This window comes from Erwinia sp. E602 (assembly GCF_018141005.1).
In the GTDB taxonomy this organism is placed as follows: Bacteria; Pseudomonadota; Gammaproteobacteria; order Enterobacterales; family Enterobacteriaceae; genus Erwinia.
In genome coordinates this window covers 1890643-1915269 of sequence record NZ_CP046582.1, presented here as the reverse complement: position 1 = coordinate 1915269, position 24627 = coordinate 1890643, and the positions used below count along the sequence as shown (strand labels likewise).

24 protein-coding genes are annotated in these 24627 nt (G+C 59.6%); 7 read left to right on the top strand and 17 right to left on the bottom strand.

All coding sequences use genetic code 11. The features are described from left to right. Positions 1 to 343: 343 nt before the first annotated feature. The 7 genes from fucP to GKQ23_RS10070 form a co-directional block, all read right to left on the bottom strand. Positions 344 to 1579 (bottom strand): L-fucose:H+ symporter permease, encoded by a 1236-nt coding sequence (gene fucP, locus GKQ23_RS10100; RefSeq protein WP_056232809.1) that lies wholly within the window; start codon positions 1577 to 1579, stop codon positions 344 to 346. Between the two features lie 81 nt (positions 1580 to 1660). Then, on the bottom strand, positions 1661 to 2011 hold the full coding sequence (locus GKQ23_RS10095; RefSeq protein WP_212410740.1) for an L-rhamnose mutarotase: 351 nt from the start codon (positions 2009 to 2011) through the stop codon (positions 1661 to 1663). Continuing rightward, positions 2008 to 2784 carry an SDR family oxidoreductase gene (locus tag GKQ23_RS10090; RefSeq protein WP_056232813.1) on the bottom strand — a complete coding sequence of 259 codons (777 nt, stop codon included), beginning with the start codon at positions 2782 to 2784 and terminating at the stop codon, positions 2008 to 2010. The genes GKQ23_RS10095 and GKQ23_RS10090 overlap by 4 nt, the downstream gene beginning before the upstream one ends. 13 nt (positions 2785 to 2797) lie before the next feature. Further along, positions 2798 to 3649: an amidohydrolase gene (locus tag GKQ23_RS10085; protein ID WP_212410738.1), complete on the bottom strand. Its 852-nt coding sequence runs from the start codon at positions 3647 to 3649 to the stop codon at positions 2798 to 2800. Next, positions 3633 to 4937 carry an L-fuconate dehydratase gene (locus GKQ23_RS10080; protein ID WP_212410736.1) on the bottom strand — a complete coding sequence of 435 codons (1305 nt, stop codon included), beginning with the start codon at positions 4935 to 4937 and terminating at the stop codon, positions 3633 to 3635. The genes GKQ23_RS10085 and GKQ23_RS10080 overlap by 17 nt, the downstream gene beginning before the upstream one ends. A 22-nt stretch (positions 4938 to 4959) precedes the next feature. Then, positions 4960 to 5802 carry a fumarylacetoacetate hydrolase family protein gene (locus GKQ23_RS10075; RefSeq protein WP_212410733.1) on the bottom strand — a complete coding sequence of 281 codons (843 nt, stop codon included), beginning with the start codon at positions 5800 to 5802 and terminating at the stop codon, positions 4960 to 4962. Positions 5803 to 5829: 27 nt separating this feature from the next. Beyond that, entirely contained in the window at positions 5830 to 6567 is a 738-nt protein-coding gene (locus GKQ23_RS10070) for an SDR family oxidoreductase (RefSeq protein WP_212410731.1), read from the bottom strand. A gap of 214 nt (positions 6568 to 6781) precedes the next feature. Between GKQ23_RS10070 and GKQ23_RS10065 the strand changes: the two genes are divergently transcribed. The 3 genes from GKQ23_RS10065 to treA all read left to right on the top strand — a co-directional run bounded on the left by GKQ23_RS10065 (position 6782) and on the right by treA (position 10578). Continuing rightward, on the top strand, positions 6782 to 7543 hold the full coding sequence (locus GKQ23_RS10065; protein WP_101506345.1) for a FadR/GntR family transcriptional regulator: 762 nt from the start codon (positions 6782 to 6784) through the stop codon (positions 7541 to 7543). A gap of 179 nt (positions 7544 to 7722) precedes the next feature. Further along, positions 7723 to 8652: an N-acetyl-gamma-glutamyl-phosphate reductase gene (argC, locus tag GKQ23_RS10060; protein WP_101506346.1), complete on the top strand. Its 930-nt coding sequence runs from the start codon at positions 7723 to 7725 to the stop codon at positions 8650 to 8652. A gap of 246 nt (positions 8653 to 8898) precedes the next feature. Continuing rightward, entirely contained in the window at positions 8899 to 10578 is a 1680-nt protein-coding gene (treA, locus tag GKQ23_RS10055) for an alpha,alpha-trehalase TreA (protein WP_212410729.1), read from the top strand. Between the two features lie 220 nt (positions 10579 to 10798). Here the strand turns inward: treA and GKQ23_RS10050 are convergent, their stop codons facing one another. Continuing rightward, on the bottom strand, positions 10799 to 11047 hold the full coding sequence (locus GKQ23_RS10050; RefSeq protein ID WP_056232829.1) for a GlsB/YeaQ/YmgE family stress response membrane protein: 249 nt from the start codon (positions 11045 to 11047) through the stop codon (positions 10799 to 10801). 209 nt (positions 11048 to 11256) lie between these two features. Here GKQ23_RS10050 and GKQ23_RS10045 point away from each other — a divergent pair, with 209 nt between their 5' ends. Further along, positions 11257 to 11994, top strand: coding sequence for a flagellar brake protein (locus tag GKQ23_RS10045; RefSeq protein WP_056232831.1), 738 nt, complete (start codon positions 11257 to 11259; stop codon positions 11992 to 11994). 9 nt (positions 11995 to 12003) lie between these two features. On the opposite strand, the gene emtA is transcribed toward GKQ23_RS10045, so the two are convergent. Then, complete coding sequence (emtA, locus tag GKQ23_RS10040; protein WP_233209014.1) at positions 12004 to 12639, bottom strand: membrane-bound lytic murein transglycosylase EmtA; 636 nt, start codon at positions 12637 to 12639, stop codon at positions 12004 to 12006. A 283-nt stretch (positions 12640 to 12922) separates the two neighbouring features. On the opposite strand from emtA, the gene ldcA reads away from it, so the two are divergent. From ldcA to GKQ23_RS24060, 3 genes are all read left to right on the top strand, one after another. Next, positions 12923 to 13852 (top strand): muramoyltetrapeptide carboxypeptidase, encoded by a 930-nt coding sequence (gene ldcA, locus GKQ23_RS10035; RefSeq protein ID WP_212410727.1) that lies wholly within the window; start codon positions 12923 to 12925, stop codon positions 13850 to 13852. A 112-nt stretch (positions 13853 to 13964) separates the two neighbouring features. Next, the gene (locus GKQ23_RS10030) at positions 13965 to 14210 is read left to right on the top strand and encodes a DinI-like family protein (protein WP_212410725.1); all 246 of its coding nucleotides are present in this window, start codon (positions 13965 to 13967) and stop codon (positions 14208 to 14210) included. A 415-nt stretch (positions 14211 to 14625) separates the two neighbouring features. Continuing rightward, on the top strand, positions 14626 to 14760 hold the full coding sequence (locus GKQ23_RS24060) for a hypothetical protein (RefSeq protein ID WP_256442895.1): 135 nt from the start codon (positions 14626 to 14628) through the stop codon (positions 14758 to 14760). 87 nt (positions 14761 to 14847) lie between these two features. Here GKQ23_RS24060 and GKQ23_RS10025 read toward each other — a convergent pair whose 3' ends face one another. From GKQ23_RS10025 to GKQ23_RS09990, 8 genes are all read right to left on the bottom strand, one after another. Next, a complete protein-coding gene (locus GKQ23_RS10025) occupies positions 14848 to 15294 on the bottom strand; it encodes a hypothetical protein (RefSeq protein ID WP_212410723.1) in 447 nt (148 codons plus the stop codon). Between the two features lie 257 nt (positions 15295 to 15551). Next, positions 15552 to 16472: an ROK family protein gene (locus GKQ23_RS10020; protein ID WP_212410721.1), complete on the bottom strand. Its 921-nt coding sequence runs from the start codon at positions 16470 to 16472 to the stop codon at positions 15552 to 15554. A gap of 117 nt (positions 16473 to 16589) precedes the next feature. Further along, positions 16590 to 17765, bottom strand: a complete 1176-nt coding sequence (locus GKQ23_RS10015; RefSeq protein WP_212410719.1) for a carbohydrate porin — start codon at positions 17763 to 17765, stop codon at positions 16590 to 16592. A 68-nt stretch (positions 17766 to 17833) separates the two neighbouring features. Further along, a complete protein-coding gene (locus tag GKQ23_RS10010) occupies positions 17834 to 19744 on the bottom strand; it encodes a PTS sugar transporter subunit IIA (RefSeq protein ID WP_212410717.1) in 1911 nt (636 codons plus the stop codon). Positions 19745 to 19754: 10 nt separating this feature from the next. Beyond that, positions 19755 to 22391: a mannosylglycerate hydrolase gene (mngB, locus tag GKQ23_RS10005; protein WP_249168499.1), complete on the bottom strand. Its 2637-nt coding sequence runs from the start codon at positions 22389 to 22391 to the stop codon at positions 19755 to 19757. A 26-nt stretch (positions 22392 to 22417) separates the two neighbouring features. Beyond that, the gene (locus GKQ23_RS10000; RefSeq protein WP_212410715.1) at positions 22418 to 23521 is read right to left on the bottom strand and encodes a PTS fructose transporter subunit IIC; all 1104 of its coding nucleotides are present in this window, start codon (positions 23519 to 23521) and stop codon (positions 22418 to 22420) included. 13 nt (positions 23522 to 23534) lie between these two features. Then, positions 23535 to 23858 (bottom strand): PTS fructose transporter subunit IIB, encoded by a 324-nt coding sequence (locus GKQ23_RS09995; RefSeq protein WP_056232838.1) that lies wholly within the window; start codon positions 23856 to 23858, stop codon positions 23535 to 23537. Continuing rightward, positions 23855 to 24316, bottom strand: coding sequence for a PTS sugar transporter subunit IIA (locus GKQ23_RS09990; RefSeq protein ID WP_212410713.1), 462 nt, complete (start codon positions 24314 to 24316; stop codon positions 23855 to 23857). The genes GKQ23_RS09995 and GKQ23_RS09990 overlap by 4 nt, the downstream gene beginning before the upstream one ends. Between the last annotated feature and the right edge of the window lie 311 nt (positions 24317 to 24627).

The window sequence follows — 24627 nt, the reverse complement described above, 5'->3', positions numbered from 1 at the left end:
CGGCCGGTGCGTTGTTAACGTTTTTAAACCAATTCTGCCATGCCATGCTGACACTCCTGTGCAACGCCGCCGAAGTAGCTTCGCAGCGAAATAAAAACCGTTGATTGAATGTTGTAATTTCCGGCAGCGTCCAACCTTGACAGGGGAACGAAACCTGCTAAAAGGACGAAGATGCCGTTATATTTAGCAAAAAATATTTACGATTTAAAGAGGGGGAATAAGAAAAATCTTAATTTGAGATAAGGATAAAAATCGCGTTAAAACAGAGAAATAAAAAACCCGCGCCGGGGCGCGGGGGGAAATTTGCGATAAGTCAGAATTAAGTAAAATTAACGTTTTTACATTATCCCGCGCGGCGCTGACGCAGGGCATAATTCAGTACCACCGCAAAGCAGAGCAGCGGCAGCAGATAGGCCACCGCCGTGCTGTAGCGATCGGCCAGCGCCCCCATCAGATACGGCATAATCGCACCGCCGACAATCGCCATAATCATCAGCGAACTGGCGCGTTTGGTGTGGGTGCCCATGTTTTTCACCCCCATGGCAAACAGCGTCGGGAACATGATCGACATAAAGAAGAATACCGCCACCAGCGCCACCACCGACACGCCGTCAATCCCAGCCACCACCAGCGCGCTGAGCAGGATATTGATCGCCGCATAGGCCACCAGCAGCGTGGCCGGGCGAACATAGCCCATCAGCCAGGTGCTGAAGAAACGGCCGACCATAAAGCTTACCATCGCCACCGACAACAGGTAGGAGGCGTTCTGGTTCGACAGGGTTGCCCAGTGTTCGGTGGTGTAGTTAATAAAGAAGGCGCCGACGCCGACCTGTGCCGCCACGTAGAAGAACTGGGCGATGACCCCGCCGGTAAAATGGGCGTGCTGCCACAGCCCGCGACCGTCGTGGCTGCTCTGTTCCGCCTCCTGGCTGCGGATATCCGGCAGACGGGTGCGGCCAAAGATAAAGGCAATCACCAGCACCAGCGCGGCGATCGCCACATAGGTGGTTTTTACCGAGTCCAGGCCTGCCGTTCCGCTCTGCTGTGTGGCGGAGAAGAACAGCGAGCCGCCGATCACCGGCCCGACAAACTGCCCCAGCCCGTTAAACGACTGCGCCAGGTTGAGCCGCCGCTCCGCCCCTTCCGGCGCGCCGAGCACCGTGGCATAGGGGTTGGCCGCCGTTTCCAGGCAGCCTAATCCCAGCGCGATCACAAACAGCGCCAGCAGGAACAGGGCAAAACTGGCCGCCCCGGCGGCGGGCACAAACAGCAGCGCGCCCAGCGCGTAGAGGCACAGGCCAACCAGAATCCCGGCCTTGTAGCCGTAGCGTTCCATAAAGAAACCAGCGGGAAGCGCCACCACAAAGTAGGCTCCGAAGTAGGCCGCCTGCAGCAGGCCGGACTGGGCTTTGGTCACGTGCAATACTTCCTGGAAGTGCTTGTTGAGCACGTCGAGCAGCCCGTAGGAGAGCCCCCACAGGAAGAACAGTACGGTGACCAGCATAAACGCCAGCCGGAAAGCGGCAACAGCGGGCTGACCGGCGCGCTGCGCCGGGTGAACGGATTTATTGACGAGCATGTTTGGTTCCTCGGTTACTGTGGCCAGTACAGCGAAAAACACCGGCAATAACTGGCCCTGACGGGCCAGCGGATGAGTCAGTTACGGTTGGTCGGTCAGTGAAAAGATGTTTTCCATCGGCACCCACTTCTCGCCGTCCGGCGTCCATGGGGTGGCACACTGGTAGCGCCACATCAGCGCTTCCCACTCCTGCACCTTCGGGTGGCCGAGGCTGGCGGCGTTAAACGCGGCGGCATCGTAGTCAGCCCCGGTCTCCATCACCATCACCAGCCGGGTGCCCAGCAGGTAAATCTCCATGCTGAGAATGCCGTGCTGGCGCAGATGGGCGGCAATCTCCGGCCAGATACGCTGATGGTGCTGGCGGTACTCCGCGATCAGCTGCGGGTCGTCCTGCAGATCCAGCGCCTGGACGAAGCGCTTACCGCCGCTCATGTCAGCGCCCGGTCAAGATGCTGATAGCCGCCGTCCACCGACAGCCACTGCCCGGTGGTGTGCGACGCTCGCGGCGAGAGCAGGAACACCACGCTGTCGGCGATCTCCTCAGCGGTGGTCATGCGCTGCCCCAGCGGGATGTTCTGCGTAATCTGCTGCAGCTTCTGCTGCGGCTGGTCAAAGGTGCCGATCCAGCGCTCGTACAGCGGCGTCATCACTTCCGCCGGGATCACCGCGTTAACGCGAATGCCGTCAGCCAGCAGCGCCGCCGCCCACTCGCGGGTCAGCCCCAGCACCCCGCCTTTCGCCGCCGCGTAGCCGCTGGTGTTGCCCTGCCCGGTCAGCGCGGTTTTGGAACTGATATTGACGATCGCCCCGTGGCTTTCGCGTAAGGCATCCAGACACAGGTGCGCCATCAGGTAGTAGTGCACCAGGTTTTTCTCCAGCGACGCGACAAACGCCTCGCGCCCCGCCTCCAGGCCAACGCTGTCGTTGACCCCGGCGTTGTTCACCAGCCCGTCAATGCGGCCAAACTGCGCCTGCACCTGCGCCACCGCCGCCCGACACATCGCCTCATCCTGCAGCTCGGCGTGAATAAACTCTGCGGCGGGCTGCTGCTCATGCAGCTGCGCCATCAGTCCGGCAGGCGGCACGCTGTTGCTGATAATCACCGGTATCGCCCCTTCCTGCGCCAGGCTCAGCGATATCGCCGCGCCGATGCCGGAACCGCCGCCGGTCACCAGCACCACTTTGTCTTTCAGGTACAGATCCATCACCCTTCTCCAGTTATAAGCCTGTGCCGTCAGGCTCCAGGTAAATGCGGCTGGCGTTGCCGCCCAGTATCGCCGCCTGCTCGTCGGCTGACAGCGTGGCAATCGCCTGCTGGCACAGCTGCCAGCCGTGCTGATACGGCCCGTCCAGCAGGCACACCGGCCAGTCTGAACCGAACAGCAGGCGCTCAGGTCCGAACAGTTGCAGCGCCGCATCATAGAACGCCAGCAGCTCCGCGTCACCGCATCCGGCCGGTCGCGGTTCGGTCAGCAGGCCGGAGAGCTTGCAGCTGACGTGCGGCAGCGCCGCCAGCGGCGTGACCTGCCGCACCCACTGTGCCACCCCGGCGGCGATATCCGGCTTGCCGAAGTGATCCAGCACCAGCGCCCCCCGATCATGGCGGGCAGCGAAGGCCGTCGCCGCCGCCAGCTGATCGTGCGTCACCAGCAGGTCGTAGACGTAACCCGCCCGCTGGATCTGCTGCATACCGCGCGTTACCGCCGGCTGCTGCATCCAGCCCGCGCCGTCCGCCTCATCCTGGATCTGATGGCGGAAGCCGCGCAGTTTAGCCTGCCCGGACACCTCCTCCAGCGAGGCGGCCAGCGCCTCACCGGCCAGATCGACCCAGCCGACCACCGCCAGGATCTCGCGGTGGTCGCGGCTCAGCTGCAGCAGCCACTGCGTCTCCTGCCAGTGCTGGCGCGCCTGCACCAGCACCGCGCCATCCAGCCCGCGTTCCGCCAGCAGCGCCCCCAGCTGCGGCGGCAGAAAGTCCTGCCGCAGCTGCGGCATGGCGTCGCTTATCCAGCCGTACTCCGCCGGCTGGTAGCGCCAGTAGTGCTGATGGGCATCAATACGCAGCGGCATCGGCCAGCTCCGGCTGCTGATAACGGTACTGTTCGATGGACGACGCGTGCATCTCAATCGAGAAGCCCGGCGCGGTCGGCGGCATATAGGCCGCACCTTTGATCACGCACGGGTCAACAAAGTGCTCGTGCAGATGGTCGACAAACTCGATCACCCGCCCTTCGTGGGTCGCGGCAATCGACAGGTAGTCGATCATCGACAGGTGCTGCACATACTCACACAGCCCCACGCCACCGGCGTGCGGGCACACCGGCAGGTTGTACTTCGCCGCCATCAGCATCACCGCCAGAATTTCATTGACCCCACCCATGCGGCAGGAGTCAATCTGCACCACGTCAATCGCGCCGCGCATAATGAACTGCTTGAACATAATGCGGTTCTGACACATTTCGCCGGTCGCCACCTTGACCGGTGCCACGCCCTCGCGGATGCGGCGGTGCCCTTCGATATCGTCCGGGCTGGTCGGCTCTTCGATAAACCACGGGCGGGCGAAGGCCAGCTGGTTGACCCAGTCGATCGCCTCGCCGGTTTCCCACACCTGGTTGGCGTCGATCATCAGCTTACGATCCGGGCCAATCACCTCACGGGCGATGGTCACGCGGCGGATATCGTCCTGCAAATCGCGGCCAACCTTCAGCTTCAGATAGTCAAAGCCGGCGTCCACCGCCTGCTGACACAGTTTACGCAGCTTGTCGTCCGGGTAGCCCAGCCAGCCCGCCGAGGTGGTGTAGCACGGATAGCCCTCTGCCAGCAGTGACTGCAGGCGCGCTTCTTTCCCCTGCGCCCGCTCATGCAGCAGCGTCAGCGCTTCGTCCGGGGTAATGCAGTCGGTGATGTAACGGAAATCGATGCAGCGCACCAGCTCCTCCGGGCTCATCTCGCCGACCAGCTGCCACAGCGGCTTGCCTTCCGCCTTAGCCCACAGATCCCATACCGCGTTAACCACAGCGCCGGTGGCGAGGTGGATGGCACCTTTATCCGGGCCGATCCAGCGCAGCTGGCTGTCGCTGGTAAACTCACGCCAGAATTTGCCCATATCGGCGGTGATATCCGCCAGCCTGCGGCCCACCACCAGGTGCTGCAGCGCTTTGATCGCCATACAGCAGATCTCGTTGCCGCGGCCGATGGTAAAGGTCAGCCCGTGGCCGTTCAGCGCCGGGTTGTCGGTTTCCAGAATCACGTAGGCCGCCGAATAGTCCGGGTCCGGGTTCATGGCGTCGGAGCCGTCCAGCGACAGCGAGGTCGGGAAACGGATATCTTCGGTGCGTAAGGCGGTAATGGTGGTCATCGCTGCTTCCTTTTATTGTTATTTATGCCTGAACGGTTAACTGGCGCTGCTCGCCCAGCCCTTCGATGCCAAGACGCATCACCTGGCCGGCGCGCAGATAGACCGGCGGTTTCTGGCCGAGGCCGACGCCCGGCGGCGTGCCGGTAGAGATCACATCACCCGGCTGCAGGCTCATAAAGCGGCTCAGGTAGCTGATGATCTGCGGGATGGTAAAGATCATCGTGCGGGTGCTGCCGTTCTGATAGCGCCTGCCGTCCACTTCCAGCCACATGCTCAGGTTCTGCGGGTCCGGGATCTCATCGGCGGTGACCAGCCACGGCCCCAGCGGGCCGAAGGTGTCGCAGCCTTTGCCTTTATCCCAGGTACCGCCGCGCTCAATCTGATATTCACGCTCAGAAACGTCGTTGATCACGCAGTAACCGGCGACATGCTCCATCGCCTGCGCTTCGCTGATGTAGCGGCCGCCCAGACCAATCACCACCCCCAGCTCGACTTCCCAGTCGGTTTTCTGCGAACCGCGCGGGATCTCGACGTTGTCGTTCGGGCCGCAGATGGCGCTGGTCCATTTGTTAAACACCACCGGCTCCTGAGGGATCTCCGCGCCGGTTTCCGCCGCGTGATCGGCGTAGTTCAGACCGATACAGACAAATTTACCCACCTGACCGACGCACGGCCCGATGCGCGGGTTACCCTCCACCCGCGGCAGCGCGTTAACGTCCAGCTGGCGCAGTTTGTTCAGCGAGTCCGGTAACAGCACCTCGCCGCTGATATCGGCAAAATCAGCGGGCAGCGCGCGGATATGGCCCTGGTTATCGAGGATGCCAGGCTGCTCCGCGCCCGGCTGTCCGTAACGTAATAGTTTCATAAGTTCTCCTGGTGTTGGCGCGGCAGCTTAGTTGCTCCAGCCGCCGTCAATAATCTGTACCGTGCCGGTGGTGTACGAGCTGGCGTCGGAGGCCAGATAGAGCGCCAGCTGGGCGATCTCTTCCGTGGTGCCGATGCGGCCCACCGGCTGACGCGCCACAAACGCCTGATAGACTTCATCGATGCTGCGCCCCTCGGCGGCGGCCTGCTCGGCAATGCGCTGGCGCAGCGACGGCGACTCCACGGTGCCCGGGCAGATGGCGTTGCAGCGGATCCCCTGCTTAACGTAATCCGCCGCTACCGAGCGGGTCAGGCCGATCACCGCCGCTTTTGAAGCGCTGTAAGCAAAACGGTTCGGCACCCCTTTCACGCTTGACGCCACTGACGACATATTGATAATCGACCCACGCTGGCGCTCCAGCATCGCAGGCAGGAAGGCGCGGATAGTGTGGAACATCGCGGTCACATTCAGATCGAGGGCAAACTGCCACTCCTGCTCGCTGCAGCTGAGAATATCGCCGCTGTGCACCACGCCCGCGCAGTTGAACAGCACGTCCAGCGTGCCGATCTCCCCGGCCAGCTGGCGAATGGCCGCGCCGTCGGTCACGTCCAGACGGCGGGCGGTGATCCCCGGCAGATCCAGATTGCTGATATTGATATCGGTGGCGATGACCTCCGCCCCGGCGGCAGCAAACACTTTGGCGCTGTTCAGGCCAATCCCCTGCCCGGCGGCGGTGATCAGCACTTTTTTACCCTGCAACTGCATAGTGACTCCTGTACTTAAAGGACTAATGGTCAGGCCATTAAAGGTGAAAAAAAACGTTTTAAACCGAAACCGTATTGTTAAGATGAGGCAATGAATGGTGGTTTAAAACGACTTTTAATTAACGTAGTTGTCACACGTGAAAAACAATTCGGCAAGGAGTTTTGCCGTTAAATGCTAGCTGAATCGCTTAAGCTAAAAAACAAGCTGGGGCCACATGCCAATAAAAAAATTAGAAAATCCAAGGATTTACCGTCAGATTGCCGATCAGCTAAAAAACCTGATCGACAGCGGTGAGTTCCCGCCGGGCAGCAAACTGCCCGCCGAACGCGACCTTGCCAGCCAGCTGCAGGTGAGCCGTGCCTCGGTGCGTGAGGCGCTGATCGCGCTGGAGGTGATTGGTCTGGTGGATGTGCGGGTGGGCAACGGGGTGATCGTCTGTGACACCGGCAGCAAGCGCGCGGCGCCGTCCGCTGAACCGGTGATGGCCCAGGCCGGGCGCAATCAGTGGGCGGACGTTGACGATGAGCTGGATATCCAGCTGGACTTCAGCGCCGAGCTGCCGCCCTTCTCGCTGCTGCAGACCCGGCGGCTGATCGAGCCGGAAACCGCCGCGCTGGCCGCCCGCCACGCCTCTGACGCAGAGCTGCGGCTGATCCGCGAGGCTTACCAGCAGAACTGCTTTGATAACCGCAATAACTCCGCCACCCACCCCGGCGACCGGCTGTTCCATATCCGTATCGCCCAGGCCAGCGGCAACCCGGCCTACGCCTTTATCATCGCCCACCTGCTCGGCCACCGCTACGGCACCATGTTCCGCAGCCTGCAGCAGCACTATACGCCGCAGGATATGCCGCACCGCTCGGAGATCGAGCACCTGGCGATCCTTAACGCGCTGGAAGCCCGCGACGCCCGCGCGGCGAAAAAGGCGATGAAAGAGCATCTGGATGCGGTGATTGCGATATTTGGGCGGGGATGAAAAAGCATATGCATAACTACACAAAACAATTGCATATAAACGCATTTATAAGGTGTAATGGCAGCATGTAAACTCATAAACAGTCAATTCATCGTGATGCGTGTTTGGTTAGCCTGAGCGCCGAACATCACACGCGCCCCGGTAACACTGTTTCCTCTTTCTTAAAGGCAAAGGCTGTAATGACTCAAACCTATCGCGTGTTTATTGATGGTCAGGCGGGCACCACCGGCCTGCAGATCCAGCAGCGGCTGGCAAATCACCCGCAGATTGAGCTGCTCCAGATTGACGACGCGCAGCGTAAAGACGCCGCCGCCCGTCAGGCGCTGATGCAGCAGGCGGACGTCACTATTCTTTGCCTGCCGGACGAGGCGGCGAAAGAAGCGGTAGCGCTGGCCGATGCCGTTGGCGCGCGCGTGCTGGACGCCAGCTCGGCGCACCGGGTGCAGGCGGGCTGGGTGTACGGCCTGCCAGAGCTGGACGCAGGACAGCGCGACCGCATCCGCAGCGCCAGCCACGTCTCGAATCCGGGCTGCTACGCCACCGGCGCGATTGCACTGCTGGCGCCATTAACCCGCGCCGGCCTGCTGGCGGCGGATCGCGAGCTGGCGATTAACGCGGTTTCCGGCTACAGCGGCGGCGGCAAGGCGATGATTGAGAAGTACCAGCAGGCGGGCACCGGTTACGCCGGTTACGGGCTGGGCTTTAACCATAAGCACCTGAAAGAGATTCAGGCGTGGAGCGGGCTGAGCAGCCGGCCGATCTTCCAGCCGGCGGTAGGCGACTACGCGCAGGGGATGCTGGTGTTTGTGCCGCTGAACAACAGCGACGGCGCGGCGCTGCATCAGGCGCTGGCCGACTTCTATGACGGGCAGTCGTTTATCAGCGTCCGCGAGCACAACAGCTACGATGAGGAAACCGCCCCGTATCTGCTGCCGGAAGCGCTGAACAACACCAATCAGATGGAGCTGTTTGTGTTCAGCCACGCGGAACAGCGCCAGAGCATGCTGGTAGCGCGGCTGGATAACCTCGGTAAAGGGGCATCCGGCGCGGCGGTGCAGAACCTGAATATTATGCTCGGCCTGGCAGAAGAGACCTGCGTTAATCTCTGATACCGCCGGCGGTGCGTAAACCGCTCCCGTTCAGGCCTGTGTGCACGGTAACGGCATGCAGGCTTTACGGGCGCGGGTTTCCCTCTTCAAGTCTGTAACGCACTTTTTCCCTTTTGGCCGGCCAGAAAAACGCCGTCTGCCTCACATTTCCCGGTCACTGGCCGATCTTTTCGTGATTCTGGTCTAAAGTTTTGTGCAGGGTCAAACACTTACAGACCACTCTGGTCTGGACAAGGAGCACAGACGATGAAAAGTGTCGAAAAACGTCAGAGCCACAGCCGCATGTTCGCCCCGCTGCTGCTGGCCGGGCTGATGGCCGCCGCGGCCGCACAGGCGCAGGATAACCAGCGAATGCTGAGCAGTCATCCGCTGCCGCCTGACGTGCGTCTCGGGCCGCTGTTCCACGCGGTACAGTCGGCAAAACTCTTCCCGGATCAGAAAACCTTCGCTGACGCTGTACCGAAGAGCGATCCCTCGGCGATCCTCGCCGACTGGCAGATGCAGAAGTCACAGGGCAACTTCGATCTGAAACGCTTCGTTGCCACCAATTTTACCCTGCCGTCCGAGGGTGAGAAGTATGTGCCGCCCGCCGGGCAGAGCCTGCGTGAACATATCGACGGCCTGTGGCCGGTGCTGACCCGTTCCACCACCCGGGCCAGCGAGTTTGATTCGCTGCTGCCGCTGCCGAAGCCCTACGTGGTGCCGGGCGGCCGCTTCCGTGAAGTCTATTACTGGGACAGCTACTTCACCATGCTCGGGCTGGCAGAGAGCGGCCACTGGGATAAGGTGCAGGATATGGTGGATAACTTCGCCAGCGAGCTGGATAAGTACGGCCATATCCCCAACGGTAACCGCAGCTACTACCTGAGCCGTTCGCAGCCGCCGTTCTTCAGCATGATGATCGACCTGCTGGCGCAGCACGGCGGCGATGCGGTATACGCGAAATACCTGCCGCAGCTGCAGAAAGAGTATGACTACTGGATGGCCGGGGCGGATACGCTGGCCAGCGGCAGCGCGAAAGAACGCGTGGTGAAGCTGAAAGACGGCAGCGTGCTTAACCGCTACTGGGACGACCGCGACGTGCCGCGCACCGAATCCTATATGGATGATATCGCCACCGCGGAAAAGGCCCACGGACGCGATAAGAAAGAACTGTATCGCGATCTGCGCGCCGGGGCAGCCTCCGGCTGGGACTTCAGCTCGCGCTGGTTCGACAAGCCTGGCGATCTGTCCACTATCCATACCACGCGGATTATTCCGGTGGATCTCAACGCCCTGATTTACCATCTGGAAACCACCCTGGCGAAGGCCAGCGAAGTGGCGAAAAACGCGGACGCGGCCAAACGTTTCACCACGCTGGCCGAACAGCGTAAAACGGCGATCAACCGCACCCTGTGGGATGAGAAGCAGGGCTTCTACAGCGATTATGACTGGCAGAAAGGCAGCATTCGCCCGCAGCTCACCGCCGCAACGCTGTTCCCGCTCTGGCTGAAAATCGCCTCCGGTGACCAGGCCAGTCGCACAGCCAGCGCGGTACAGTCGCAGCTGCTGAAGGAAGGCGGCCTGCTGACCACCACCGTGAACAACGGCCAGCAGTGGGATGCCCCCAACGGCTGGGCGCCGCTGCAGTGGGTGGCCGTGGTGGGTCTGGATAACTACGGTAAGCCGGAACTGGCGAAACAGGTTGGCGTAAACTTCCTGCAGAACGTGCAGGCGACTTATGACAGGGAGCATAAGCTGGTTGAGAAATATGTCGTGGAAGGTAAAGGCCTTGGCGGCGGTGGCGGCGGAGAATATCCGCTGCAGGACGGCTTCGGCTGGACCAACGGCGTCACCCTGATGCTGATGGATCGCTACTGTCCGAAGGGGGTCACCTGTAATAACGTCGGCGATCTCACCCGCGCCGCGGCGCAGCCGGCAAAATAGACCCGTTCTCCTGCGGGCAGCCTCTGTGCCCCGCAGGAGACCTCAGCCGTCGTCAGGCGCAGCATACTCACTCCAGTGGTTGCCCGGCGCTGCCCCCCTCTTCTGGTCCGCTATGGCGGCTTTGCATCTGCAATGCTTACCGTAACCGGGGTTACAGGCGTAAAAAAAGGGAGGCATCTCTGCCACCCTCCTGTTTAGACCGTCAGGTTACGCTGGCGTTTTAACTGCGCACCTTACGGTAGATCCACAGCACCACGATGGCACCGATCACCGCCACCACAAAGCTGCCGAAGTTGAAACCATCTACTTTACCGAAGCCAAACAAGGTACTGATCCAGCCGCCAACCACCGCACCGACAACACCCAGAATAACGGTAATAATAAAACCGCCGCCGTCTTTACCCGGCATAATCCACTTGGCGAGAATACCGGCGATCAGACCAAAGATGATCCAGGACAAAATACCCATTTACAGCTCCTTTACGTTCACAATAAGAAAGACCCACGTTCTGTGCTGAACAAAGTATAGGACACAGATTCTAACCTTGTGATTTCAGACACGAATTTTTGTGGAAATTTTTACTCCGTCAGGTAAAAAAAACGTAAAGATTCTGCTTTAATGGCCGATATACCACGCTGGGCTGAGTGCCCGTGGTCCGCTACTTATCGGAGTTGCAAGTGAAACAGGAAGACAAAGAACAATACCTGAAACGTGGACCACTGGCCGTGCTGGCAGTCCTGCGCGAACTGCTGGAAAACCAGACCCCGGTGATGATCAACCACACCCGCGGGCAGTTTATCACCCGCCTGCTGGCTGCCGATCGCGATCGGGTGGTGATGGATTACGGCAGCAACGACTACGACAACCAGCTGGCGCGCGAAGCACAGAATTTACACGTGACCGCAGAAACGCGCGGTGCCAAGGTGGAGTTCGCTCTGCCTGCGCTGCAGGCCGACGAGCTGGATGGGCTGCCGGCCTTCACCGCCGCGCTGCCGGAGGTGCTGTGGATGATCCAGCGCCGCGAGTTTTTCCGCGTTCATGCCCCGCTGACGCCGGTGTTCTACTGCTATGTTCCCTGGCCGGACGGCAGCGGTGAAGGCCGCCTGCGCCTGCAGGATCTGTCGCTGGGCGGCATCGGCGCGCTGGCCGAGGGTCCGTTACCGGAAACGCTGCAGGACGGCGACACCATTAAAAAGCTGCGGGTGGATATGGGCGAGTATGGCCGCTTTGAAATCGACACTCAGCTGGTCACTATCAGTCAGCGCAGTGTGATTGGCAGTAAAAATCAGACTATCGTCACCCCGCGCCTGAGCCTGCGATTTGTGGCGCTGGAACCGGGCCAGGAGCGAGAGCTGCAGCAGGTGGTGTTTGCGCTGGAGCGGCTGGCCCGGGATAAAGCCAACCGCTTCCAGTAACGCAGAGGATCAGATGGTGCGGTAGGTGCTGTTCACCTTCCACAGATAGCGCGGTGCCTGCGCCGCCGGATGTTTATCCTGCACGTGGCGGGTGAACTCTTCCGGACTCATGGCGTTAATCATCGCAATGGCCCGGTCGCGGTCGCGTGAGAAGGTGCGCAGCAGCGCGCCGGCACCGTTAACGTAGGCCACGATGGTGGCATAGCGCAGCGTTTCCGGATTACGGATGCCGGCCAGCTGCTGCTGCTGCAGGATGCGCAGATAGGCGGTGCCGATATCGATATTTTTTACCGGGTCGCGCAGTTCAGACTTGCTCGGCTGGCCGCCCTTGCCCTGCGAACGGTACACTTCACGCCCGGCCGTCGAGGCTTTGATCTGCATCAGCCCCACCGCGTTCGATTTGCTGACCACCGTCGGGTTGCCGCCGGACTCCACCGCAATAATCGCATCCACCAGCTTCGGGTCAACGCCGTAGTTATGCGCCGTATGGCGGGTTACGCCGGACCACGGCTGCGTGGACTGTTTCGGCGGTGTGGTAATCAGCGGTGAAGAGGGCTGACTGACGATTCGTTTTGGGGTTTCGCTGGCGCAGCCCGCCAGCAGTAAGGCAGCGGCTATCGCTACCGTCTTCACGCTTGTTTTCACGCTTGTCTTATCCTCTGCGCTTTCGCTTCGCGCTACATATTACGGTATCGTAACGAACTGAGAATTACCGTAATTCTTAATTTATTAGCCGCCGTGAACGACTTAGCGTAAAGTTTTGTTTATCATCGCTCTGATTGGACATAACAGGCGAGAAATGATTCATTTCTGAGCGCGTAAATTTTCAGCAGCGCGCGGCGCGGCTGATTCTACCCCAGGTTATGTTCATCATTTATCGATCGCACAGTGGCGTCACGCGCGCCCCGCAGGGAGAAAAGTAAGCATTATGGCAATCACTCCGCGCAACATCCATCTGATCGCCCCTTCCGGCTATTGCCACAATCAGCCGGCGGCCCGTCTTGGCGTCGCGCGGCTGCGCGGCTGGGGGCATCGGGTCGATAACACTGCGGTCATTGAGCGCCGCGACCGGCGCTTTGCCGGCGACGACGATACCCGGCTGGCGGATATCAACCGGCTGGCCAGCATGGCCGAACTCCCTGATATCGTGCTGGCGGTACGCGGCGGCTACGGCGCCAGCCGCCTGCTCCCCCGGCTGAACTATGCCGCTCTCGGAGAACGACTGCGCGATGCGCCGCTGGCGCTTTGCGGCCACAGCGACTTCACCGCCATCCAGCTCGCGCTGCTGGCACAGTGCGGGGTAAAAAGCTTCAGCGGGCCGATGCTGGCCGCCAACTTTGGCCCGGAAACCCTTAATGACTTTACGCTTGGGTGCTTCTGGCAGGCGCTGAGCAGCGAAAGCTTCACCCTCGACTGGCAGACCAGCGAGGCGGCAGGGGAAGTTAACGCCAGCGGCACCCTGTGGGGCGGAAACCTGGCGATGATCGCCTCGCTGGCCGGCACGCCGTATCTGCCCGCGATTGAGGGAGGGATTATGGTGATCGAAGACATTAACGAGCACCCATTCCGCACCGAACGTATGCTGCTGCAGCTGCTGTACAGCGGCGTGCTGGCGCGGCAATCCGCTATTGTTACCGGCAGCTTTACCGGCGCAACGCTGAGTGATTATGACGGCGGCTACGATTTCCCGGACGTCTGGCAGCTGATCCGTAATCTGACCGGCCTGCCGGTAGTCAGCGGGCTGGCTTTTGGGCATGCCGCCGATACGGTGACGCTGCCGCTGGGGGCGCACGGCAGGCTGGCCGTTAGCGACGGCCACGCCGCACTGACCCTGTCGGACTATCCGCAGCTGCGTTAGTGACAATTTTTATCGTCACGCGCCGCAAAACCATGCTGCGACTGATAAATCCTGTTGAACCCCCCGACGGATACCTGTATTTTTATACAGATAAAAATCGTAAGGAGCAGAGATGTTTGTTGAACTGATTTATGACAAGCGCAACGTTGCCGGGCTGGCCAACGCCGGGGAGTTGATTCGCAACGAACTGGAAAAACGCGTGCAGCGCGTGTTTCCGGAAATGGAGGTCAAAGTCAAAGCGATGCAGGCGAACGGGGTGAAAACTGACGTCAGCAAAACGGACAAAGCCACGCTGATGCGGATTATTGAAGAGATGTTCGACGAGGCCGATCAGTGGCTGGTGTCCGAGTCTTTCTGACCAAAGCTGTACGGGCTGATGATATTTGCATAAATTTACACAAGGTTGCGGCGCTTTCGAGTTGCATTACCTGAGATTAGTCTTATTATTATTTTTAATCGATTTCCCTGGTGTTGGCCCGCAACTGAGCGTTTAGCGGGCTTTTTTTTGTCCCCAATATTAGCCACCCTGACCTGCCTGACTCTCCCCTCCTCCCTTCTGTTAAAGAACTCCGCGCGTTTATCCGTGCAGATCCGCCCTTTTTTTCGGTGAATATAGCCAATTACATTCATCGCTGAATGTATTAAATGCATTAATATATTGAGAAAAATCATCCTGTGCGAATCGCGTCGCAATTTTTGATCCCACGCATTGCACAGGCTGCGGCCTGGGGCCAACATAGCGCTGTGAGTCACTCCTGATAAGAAGAACAGACATGATGAACGCTGCCATACTCTGCGCCCTGCTGCTGGCGGGTGGTCCACTGATGGGATTTCTGGTGATTATTGCCGCCTGCCTCTCCGGCATGCTGCTGGAACGGCTTTGTCACCGGCACCCGGCGTCAACCTGACGACAACGGTTCGTCAGGATTGCGTTGCCCGACGGGCAGAGGCAACGCAATGGCGGGCAGCCGGGGGACCGGGCCGCCGCCGGGCGGTTAACGCTGGGTCAGATCGAAATGGCCGTTGCCCAGCATCGGGTCCCACTCCTGATCGGTCAGATCGTCAAAGGTGCTGTTGAATTTATCCCACTGATTGTCCCGCAGATAGCTCTGTACCGCCTGCGGCAGCTTGTCGAACACCAGCTCATCCTGAATGGCAAACAGGCTGTCGGCCAGCGTCAGCGAACGGATCTCGTACAGCGTCCAGCCATACTTTTTCAGTAACAGATGGTGCAGCGCATCCCTTCCTCTCAGCGCAGAGTAAAGAGACGCATTTTTAGTGCGGTATTCGTCCAGCAGACAGTCGAGGGAGAACAGCAGGAAGGCGCGGTTGTGAATTTTGATCCGGTCATCCGGCTCAACATCCTCGTCGTTGGTCAGGCCGCGAACTTTCGCAATCCGGTCTTTGATTTCCTGGAACAGATCGCCTAAACGTTGTGTCATATAACCCCCTTGATGACCAGACGATAATGCCAGGCTGAGATCCATGCCTGGGAGAACTGCCAGCGGGATTTTTTCGCCCCGCTTGTTAACAGTTTACATCAGAATGTTAAATTGTGTGGTGTTAACAGCAGATAACTGTCTGATGTCGGTATTATTTTCTGTCCGGGATCACAGAGCGTACACTTACGGCTGGCGACCACCGCATCCGCTATGCGCCTGGTGGGCAGGTGGGCAATAAGAGCCATATGGGGCAGACGCTAAGCCAGGGTTCCCGCTTCTGCCCGCCGGGCCAGCCAGGCGGCACCGCGCATTCCGCTGCTGTCGCCGTGCACTGCCGTCAGTACCGGCGTGCAGAAAGTATCGGTAAATACGTTGGGTGCCACCTGTGCGCCTATCTCCGCCACCAGCAGCGGCTCGTTTGACAGCCCGCCCCCCAGTACGATGACGTGCGGATCGACCATATTGACCACCGAGGCCAGCAGCCGCGCCAGCTGATCGCGGAAACGCGCCACCTGCTGCAGCGCCAGCGCATGGCCTGTGCGTGCCAGCTGCAGAATTTCCGGCGTGCTCAGCGCATCGCCCGTTAGCTGTAAATACCGCTCAGCAAAGCCGCTGCCGGAGATAAAAGACTCGCTGCAGTTATCGCGCCCGCAGTAGCAGGTCACCGCCGGGCCATCCGCCGCCGGGTGATATCCCGGCAGCGTCAGGTGCCCGCACTCTGCGGCATTGCCCCAGGCGCCGCTGAATATCTGCCGGCCGATGGCCAGCCCGCCGCCGCAGCCGGTGCCCAGCGTCAGCCCGAAGACCACCTCACTGCCCCGCCCTGCGCCATCGCAGGCTTCTGATAGCGCGAAGCAGTTGGCATCGTTTGCCAGAGAGACCGTTCTGCCCAGCCTCGCCCGTAGATCCTGCTGCAGATCTTCACCGTTCAGCAGCAGAATATTAGAATTTTTGATTTTACCGCTCAGCGCAGATACGCTGCCTGGCAGAGCAATACCGGGGGTCAGCGTTTCCCCGATATCCTGCTCAATCTGCGCAATAAAACGGATGACCTCATCAATAAACTGACGGTAGCCGTTTTTTACCGTCGCCGTGCGATAACGCCCCGCTTCCGTGCCGTTGCTGTCGATCACCACCGCCGCCATCTTGGTACCGCCAATATCTATCCCCAGATACATGCCGAATAGCCTCATCGTTAATTTAAAAAAAGTCCGTTTACTGCGCTATGCAGCGGCAAAGACACAGGCAAGCCCTGCATAATCCACCGCAGTAAACGTAGCTAATAAAGTGATTAATCAGAAATGGTATTTAAATCTTACCCGGGCACCGTAGCGGTCTTTATCATCCTGCTGCTGTTCGATATTCAGCTTCGACCAGTAGGCACCAAGATAAATATCAAAATTATTCATCTCCATCACGTTACGGATACGGTAAGAGGTGTGCAGCGTATGGATGGTGTATTTACCCAGAATAAATTCACCGTCACTGTTTACATCCAGGTTCGCCAGATTAAACTCTTTGACGTCATTATTGGCGTAAATATAGCCCAGCTCCAGATCGTGCCAGAGAATATTACTGCCGGCGCTGAAGTCTTTCTCCCCGGTGGCATCCAGCCAGGCGGTGCTCAGATTCAGCACCACGCCATCTTCCGGGTTAGCGCGCTGGCCGTTCCAGGTAAAGGTGGCACCGTAGCCGTTACGCTTTGACTGGTCGCTGAACTGGCCGTTACTGTCAGTGTAACCATAGGCGTTGCTGACCACGTTGCGCTCCATGGCGATGGCGGCAGAGAGATCGTTATACGACCAGGCCACCACCGGGCGCAGGTAAATGGTGTTCTTTTTATTATCCAGCGCGTTGCCGTGATAGTTCCTTTCCTGGAACAGCGTGGTGCCGTCGCTGGCCTGCGCATTGACTTCGAAATAGAACGGGCCGCTCTGTTTGCTGAGCTGCACGGCACCGCCGGAGCTGCTGCGGCCGCGCCCCTCTTTCATCATATAAATGTAGCCGTAGCCGTCGTTATAGAGGTTATTGGCAGTGTTACCCGAGTACTCAATCAGCGTATCCTGATTCAGCGGGAACATATCATAGGCTTCATAGCGGCCCACTTTGAATTTCCAGTCCTGCTCTCTGCCAAAGAAGAACGCGGCATCATCGAGGTTCATTGAGCCGGTCAGGTCGGCCAGCGGCTGCACGGTAAAACCGGCAAAGTTGCGGTTATCCATCAGCCGATAGCCGTCCAGGCCAATCAGGATGCGCCCGTTTACGTCCCAGCGCTCCGCATCACCGGCTTTCCAGTCTTTACCGGCGCTGGTACGCAGCGAAGTTAACTGCCCGGTGCGGCTGGCGGCATCGACGTTAAATTCAACGTCACCGTATAATTTAAGGCTGCCCTCCGGTGTATCAAAGGTGATCCCCGCCACGGCCGGAACGCTGAACAGGGTTAATACACAGAGGTAATTTCTGATATTCATGTTAACTCCATTATTATTTTAGATTAACTACATACCCACAGATATCCCGCTTAACCCGTTTATTCGGGTTAAGCCTGTAAAAAATAGTTCTCCGAGCGCAGAATAAAATCGTTATGGCTGTCTGACTGACTTAATTTATCAATCACGTCATCATCCAGAATATTGGTCAGGTAATCATAGATCAGCATACTGTCGGCAAACGCATCCCCGCTGATGGCCAGCATAAAGACCAGCCTGACAACTTTGCCCTCATCCCATTCGATGCCCTGCGGGAATATCGCCACCGCCACCACCGTACTGAGCGCCACCAGCCCCATCGGATGGGGGATGGCAATTTTATCATCCAGCAGCGTCGAGGCGCGCGCCTCACGCTCCATTACCGAATCCGCGTAGCTGGTATCCACCCGGCCACTGCTCTGCAGCTGCCCGGCCATCATGGCAATCAGCGCGGCTTTGTCGTAGTCCGCATCGCGAATGATGGTGAAATGTGCCGCCGGGAACCAGTTGCTCATCGCCTCCGGCGACGGTCTGGCCACGGACAGCAGCGGCTTAATGCTCTCCAGCTGGCCGCGATCGGGCAGCGGTGGCAGGCTGATGGTTCGCGGGTGCTTCTCTTCCACTTCCGCCAGCGTGACCACCAGGTCCTCCTCCACCTGCGCCAGCTGCTGATAGCGGGCCACAGAGAGGCAGCGATTAATCATAATGTTCGGGTACATACGGATAATCTTCTGGCACACCAGCCGGGTGGCGGCGTCTCCCTGATCGCTGACCAGCAGCGCGGTGACCGGGTGCTGCGCGTCCCTCGACTGCGTCTCCTCCAGAATGGCCCCGATATGCATCACCAGATAACCGATCTCGTCGTCGCTGATCGGCCCGCTGAACCACAGATCCAGCTCGCTGAACGCCGCCAGCGTCATTTCATAAATCAGCGGGTAGTGGCGTTTAATCTGTTCAATCAGCGGATTGATAATGGTTATGCCGAAATTCACCCGAATACGCATCGCGGTAATGTGTCTGAGCAGGTTTTCCCGCGACAGATCGTCATAGTTCAGCTCACAAAACCAGGCGCTGCTGATGTAGCTGAGAAAATGATTCATCACCGCCTGTTCGGCCACGTACAGGCCTGCGTTGGGCTGGCCGAGCGGGAGCGCGGAACAAAATGCCGCCAGGTTCATCGCCAGATAGTCCACCTCGCTCTGTTCCACCCCGCTGACCGCCAGCTGCAGCTGCAGGATCTCGCCGGCAAGCTGCTGCCACTGCGGCTCGACGTCGGGGAAGGTAAACCCGCCGATCGCCCTGCCGGCGCGGATCCTGCCGCAGGCGATGGCGCAGATCAGGGTAAAAAAGCGCAGGTTGACGTCGCTTAACGCCAGCCCCTGCAGCAGAAACGCCTGGCTGAGCGACTGTTTCAGGTCGGCAATCCTGCCCGACGTGGCAAACAGTGTCTGATACTCCTCTTCCACATCCTTCGCCTGCAGCAGATGTTCATAGATGCAGCGCCGCAACGCGGTTTCACTGCCGGCCAGGGTCAGCCGATCCTGGCCGTCGGCCTGCACCGCGATAGCGTAGTGGGCAAAGTGCCGCCGCAGCACCGCGACATCGTTGCGCAGGCTGTAGATACTGATAAACCAGCGGGCTTCCAGCGCCTCCAGCGACACCGCGCCATCCTGATGCAGCAGTGCCGTCAGCAGCGCGCGGCGACGCTCTGCCGCACAGCGCGCCTCTTTCCACGGACGCTGCGACTGTTCGAGCAGCGAACTGAACCCGGCGCGGTCGGCCACGTCAATCGAAAACCCTTTTTTACGATCGTAAATAAGACTGTTACCCGAGTGGCTGACGATATCGCTGAGCGCTTTCAGATCGCTGCGAATGGTCCGCGTGGAGACGTTCATCGCCTGCGCCAGCGCGCTTTGCGTCACGGTGCCCTGTGCAATCTGATTGAAAATATCTCTGACCCGCTTGTTGGTGAACAGTCTCATTTTTCCCTCGTTATTCCGTTTCTACATACAGCGTCTGCACATCGTTGCGGTTCAGCTGCTGCCTGGCGACCATCGGCGTCCGTTCATCCAGCATCACAAAACGCGCCCCGGTCAGCGACGGCACGCTGACCGCCCGGTCGCGCTGCGGATTGTACAGGCGCACGATGATGCCGCTACCCTGTTCCGCGCATTTGACCACGCTGACCAACGCATCATCCGGCCCGGCAGGCAGGTTAAGCAGGCTGTACTCGCGCGGCAGGTCGCGCGGCTGGTCCGCCAGACAGAAGCGCAGGCGTCCGTTAAGGAAATCGCTGTCCTGATACACCGGGAAGGTGGTCAGCCACTGTTTAGATACCCGGCCGTGTTGCGCCTGGTCAAAGGAGCCCTGGCAGATGCGCCAGGCGAAGCTGAAGCGCAGCTCCCCCTGCAGTTGGGCATCCGGCGTGGCGACCACCGACTCACCCGAGGCGCGGCCAGGACGATAGAGCAGATTTTCACGGCCCATATGGCTGAAGGTACGGAACAGGGTCAGGGACAGGGTATCGAACCGCTCACCGACCACTTCATACTCGCGCACGCCGTTGGTGTGCAGGGTGAAACCGTGCTGCTCTTCGTGCAGGCTGACGTAGCTCTGCATCGGTTCAATGGCGATCGGTTTTTCATGCCAGTTCTCCGCCTGCCACACCTGCAGTGATTCGCTCAGCGCAACCGGGCGGCTGACCACGCCGAACAGCTGGTCGGCATGGGAGACGCGGGCGGAGATATCGCTGGCAAAATGCACGCACAGGCGGTGGCTGAGCACCTGGTTATCCACCTTCACGTCAAAGCGGATCAGCGCGTCCTGTTGCAGCGTCACCGTAGCGGACAGGGTCATGCTGCCGCCGGTGACCCCCTGCGCCCGTTCGTTGAGGTCGTGCGGCACCGCCAGGCGGTACGTCAGCTCAAGCGACTGGCTGAGATCGTGCCCGCTGCGGCTGGCCGCCACCAGCGCCCCCTCAGAGGTGACGATCAGATCGTCGCGCGGCGGCGAGTAGTTGTAGGAGTCGCCGTCGTCGCCGTTTTCCACAAACAGCATCTGTCGCGGATAGCGTTTGCCGCTGGCTTTGTCGGTAATGGTCAGCAGCCCGTCCGCATCCACCTCGATGCGGTAGCTGGCGTTCTCAATCACCCGCTGGTCGTCCTGCTGCGGCCAGCTGGCGCCGTCGGCGCTGAAGTCGAGATGCCAGCGGCTGTAGCCGAGCGCCGGCAGTTCGCTGGCCGCCACGGTCAGCCGGGTACGGTAGACCTTTTCCGGCTTATGGTAAGGCTTGCCGGGGTTGAGGCGGATAGTCTGATTCAGCACGTAGGCAGTCAGCTCCTGCTGCTCTTCAATCACGTACGGCAGCGCCCGGCCGCGGGCATCACGCAGGGTGAACGGCAGCCCCGGCAGCCAGGCCTCAAAGGTGATCTGCGGTGCCAGCGGGCTGGTCAGCGGGTTAAACACGGTGAAGCTGTACTCTTCATCACGCGGTATACGCTGGCTGATTAAGCGGGTGTGCAGCTCCAGCAGACTGACCGCCAGATCGCGCGCATGAATATAGCGCTGGTGAATATCGCGGTTGGTCGCGTCGCTGTTGCAACCGCCAATGCTGTCGTGGGCGGCGTTATAGAACATCAGCTTCCAGATATCGGCGACGATCCTGGCCGGGTAGTCCAGCCCCAGCCCGCGGCCAATCGCCAGCACCGGTTCGAGGGTGTTGACCAGCAGCGCTTCGATCTCATTGTTCAGCTGTTTCAGATCCGCCCGGCAGGAGAAGATCGACTTGTGCACCCGCGAGTGCTTGCCTTCGGTCAGCTCGCCCGGCAGCACCCGCGCCTGCCCAGCGACCTCCGCCTCCAGCGCCTGCACAAACGCCAGCGGGCTGGCGACCTGATAGTGGCGCTGCGGGTCGCACTCGTTGAACTGGCGCACCAGCTGCGGCAGGTTTTCCCGGACCGGGGCCTGGTCGAAACCGTGCGGATAGAGCAGATGCTGTCGCTGGCTGCGCGCTTCGATGGCGGCCATTTTCTCATTCAGAAACGCCGGCAGGGTTTCCGGGGTTTCATCCAGCAGGCCACCGTAGTGATAGCCCCACGGCATCTGTACCGCGAACACCTGCTCACCGTTGTCACCCTGCCAGAAGAACTCGGTTTCGTGCAGCGTATTGTCGGCGATGCCGCGCCAGAACAGCGCGTGCTTAATACCGAACTGGCGGAAGATCTGCGGCATATTGCCGCCCTGGCCAAAGCAGTCCGGGATATAGCCGAGCGGCATCGCGTGCCCGGCCTCGGCGGCAATTTCCATGCCGTACCACAGGTTACGCACCACCGACTCCTGGTGCACCACCAGCATATCGGTCTGGGTAAACCACGGCCCGGTCAGCAGGCGTTGCTCCCTGACCAGCTTATACAGCCGCTCGCGGTCTTCCGGTGCCCACTGCAGGTAGCTTTCAATCAGTGAACTTTGCGCATCCAGCAGGTAGCAGGGAAAATCGGCATTCTCTTCCAGCACGCGCAGCAGATTTTTCACGTGGTTAAACAGATAAATCCGCGAGCGGGACTGGGTGAAGTACCACTCCTGATCCCAGTGCGTGTGGCTGTAAATATGAACGGTTTTCTGCTTCATCATCTCTCCTTAAGAACCGGACCAGGCGGTTAATCAAATTTGATTTCAATCTCTTCAGCGGCGACCGGACCGTTTTCATCGCCGGCGGCGCTGTCGTTAAAGTTGACCAGCATATTGGCCCCGATGGCGATTACCGCGGTACCCACCAGCGCCCCGGCAAAATAGGCCCAGGCGTTGCCGACGGTAAAACCGCCGTACAGCCCGCCCAGCGGCGGCATAATCGGGTAGGCTTTCAGCAGCGCCACCGTCATCGCACCCAGCGCACCGGCCAGCACGTTAAGCGGGATTAAACGCGCCGGATTTTTCAGGGTGAAGGGGATCGCCCCTTCCGAGATGCCGAGAATGCCCATAATCACCGAGCCGTTGCCCGCCTCTTTCAGCGTCTGGCTGAAGTTGCCGGGGCGCAGGAAGCGCGCCGCCGCGTAACCGAGCGGGGGAATAATGATCGCCACGTTGACGAGGATCGCCGGCATATAGACGCCGCTGAGGAACAGCACATTGCCGGTGCCCCACGCGGCCTTATTGACCGGGCCGCCGAGGTCAAAGCAGATCATGCCGCCCAGCACCACCGCCAGCAGCACCGTGCTGGTGCCGTCTTCGGTCATCTGCTGCACCCAGGCCATCAGCGAGGTGTTCAGCCAGCTTAAGACGTCGCCCAGCAGCAGCAGCATCACCAGTACCTGCAGCCCGACGGTGATAAACGGCAGAATAATCAGCGGCACCGAGGTGGCCGCAGACCCGGTGATCTGCACTTTGCGTGAGACCCACTCAGAGGAGTAACCGGCCAGCAGCCCACCCAGCGCCGCGCCGAGAAAACCGGAGCCGGTCAGCGAGGCGATCAGCCCGGCGGTAAAACCGGCGGCCAGCCCTTTTTTCCCGGCGATGGAGTAGGCCACGTAGGCACCCAGCACGTAGTTCATCAGGCCGATGATTTTAAAACCGGTCTCCTGGGTCAGGTACAGCCAGTGGCTCAACCCGTCCTGTTCGGCAAAGGCATTGAGATCGGCGGCACCGAAGGCCAGGCCGATAATTTTCGCCACCGCCACCATCAGCGAACCGGCAATAATGATCGGCAGAGCGAAGGAGATCCCGGTCATCAGATGGTTCTTGATATCGACCATTATTTTTTTCATTGCGGCACCTGATTTATGATTGCTGACGGGCGGCAACCGCCGTCACGCATTTGGCGATCACCTCGGCCGCATGGCCGACACACTGGCCGATTTTCACCCGGATAATCACTTTCCCGGCGAAGCGCTCCTCCTCTTCAATCGAGCGGTCGGCGGCGATCAGCACAAAATCGGCGGCGGCCACCTCCTGCGGGGTAATTTTATTCAGGATGCCCATCGCCCCCTGCTGCTCAATTTTGATCTGATGCCCCAGTTTGCTGCCCTCTTTCTCCAGCGATTTTGCCGCCATCGGCGTATGCGCCAGTCCGGCAATACAGGAGGTCACTCCGACAATATTCATGCGTCTTCCTCAATGGCAATGCGTGATTTCATAAATTCGAACAGCGCGTTTTCGCTTTCTGCAATGAACAGAAACTGCCGAAAATCATCCTCAACGATCTGGCTGGCCAGGCTGTTAATGATCTGCAGATGTAAAACCTTCGCCCCGGATTCCGGCACCAGTAAGCCGAAGATAATTTGTACCGGCTGGTCATCGAGGCTTTCCCACTCAATCGGCTGCGCCAGGCGAATAAAGATCACCCCGGTCTGGCTGACGTTGGCGGTTTTGGCGTGGGGAATGGCGATCTGATTTTCAAACCCGGTGGAGTACTGCTGCTCGCGCTGCCACAGGTCGGCCTCAATCGCGGCGGCGCTTTCCGCCCAGCCCTGCGCCACCGCATGGCGCGCCAGAAAGCGAAATATCTCCTGCTTACTGGTGAAGGCCTGGTTCAGAAAAATGTTCTCTCGTGCAATTAACATAAGGCGGCATCCCTTTGCGCGTGTCGGTGAATGTGAAGTCGAATTACAGTCTAAACCGGCTGACGGCGGGGTACAGACAGCGGGTTTCCGGCCGAAGGTGGAAATGGCTTATTGAACGGCGCGCAAACAGTGAGGTGATTCAAATAATGCGCACGTTTTGTGATAGCGGCAGGGTTTTCAGCCCCCCTTACCGCTGATTTTAAATATAAAAACTGTGAAGCGGAGGGGTTTTTAGTGATGCCCACAGGGCTTTTATTCGCCATTGCAGGCAGGGAGCGTGCGCCGATCCCTGTGCGTCAGGGCTTCAGAGC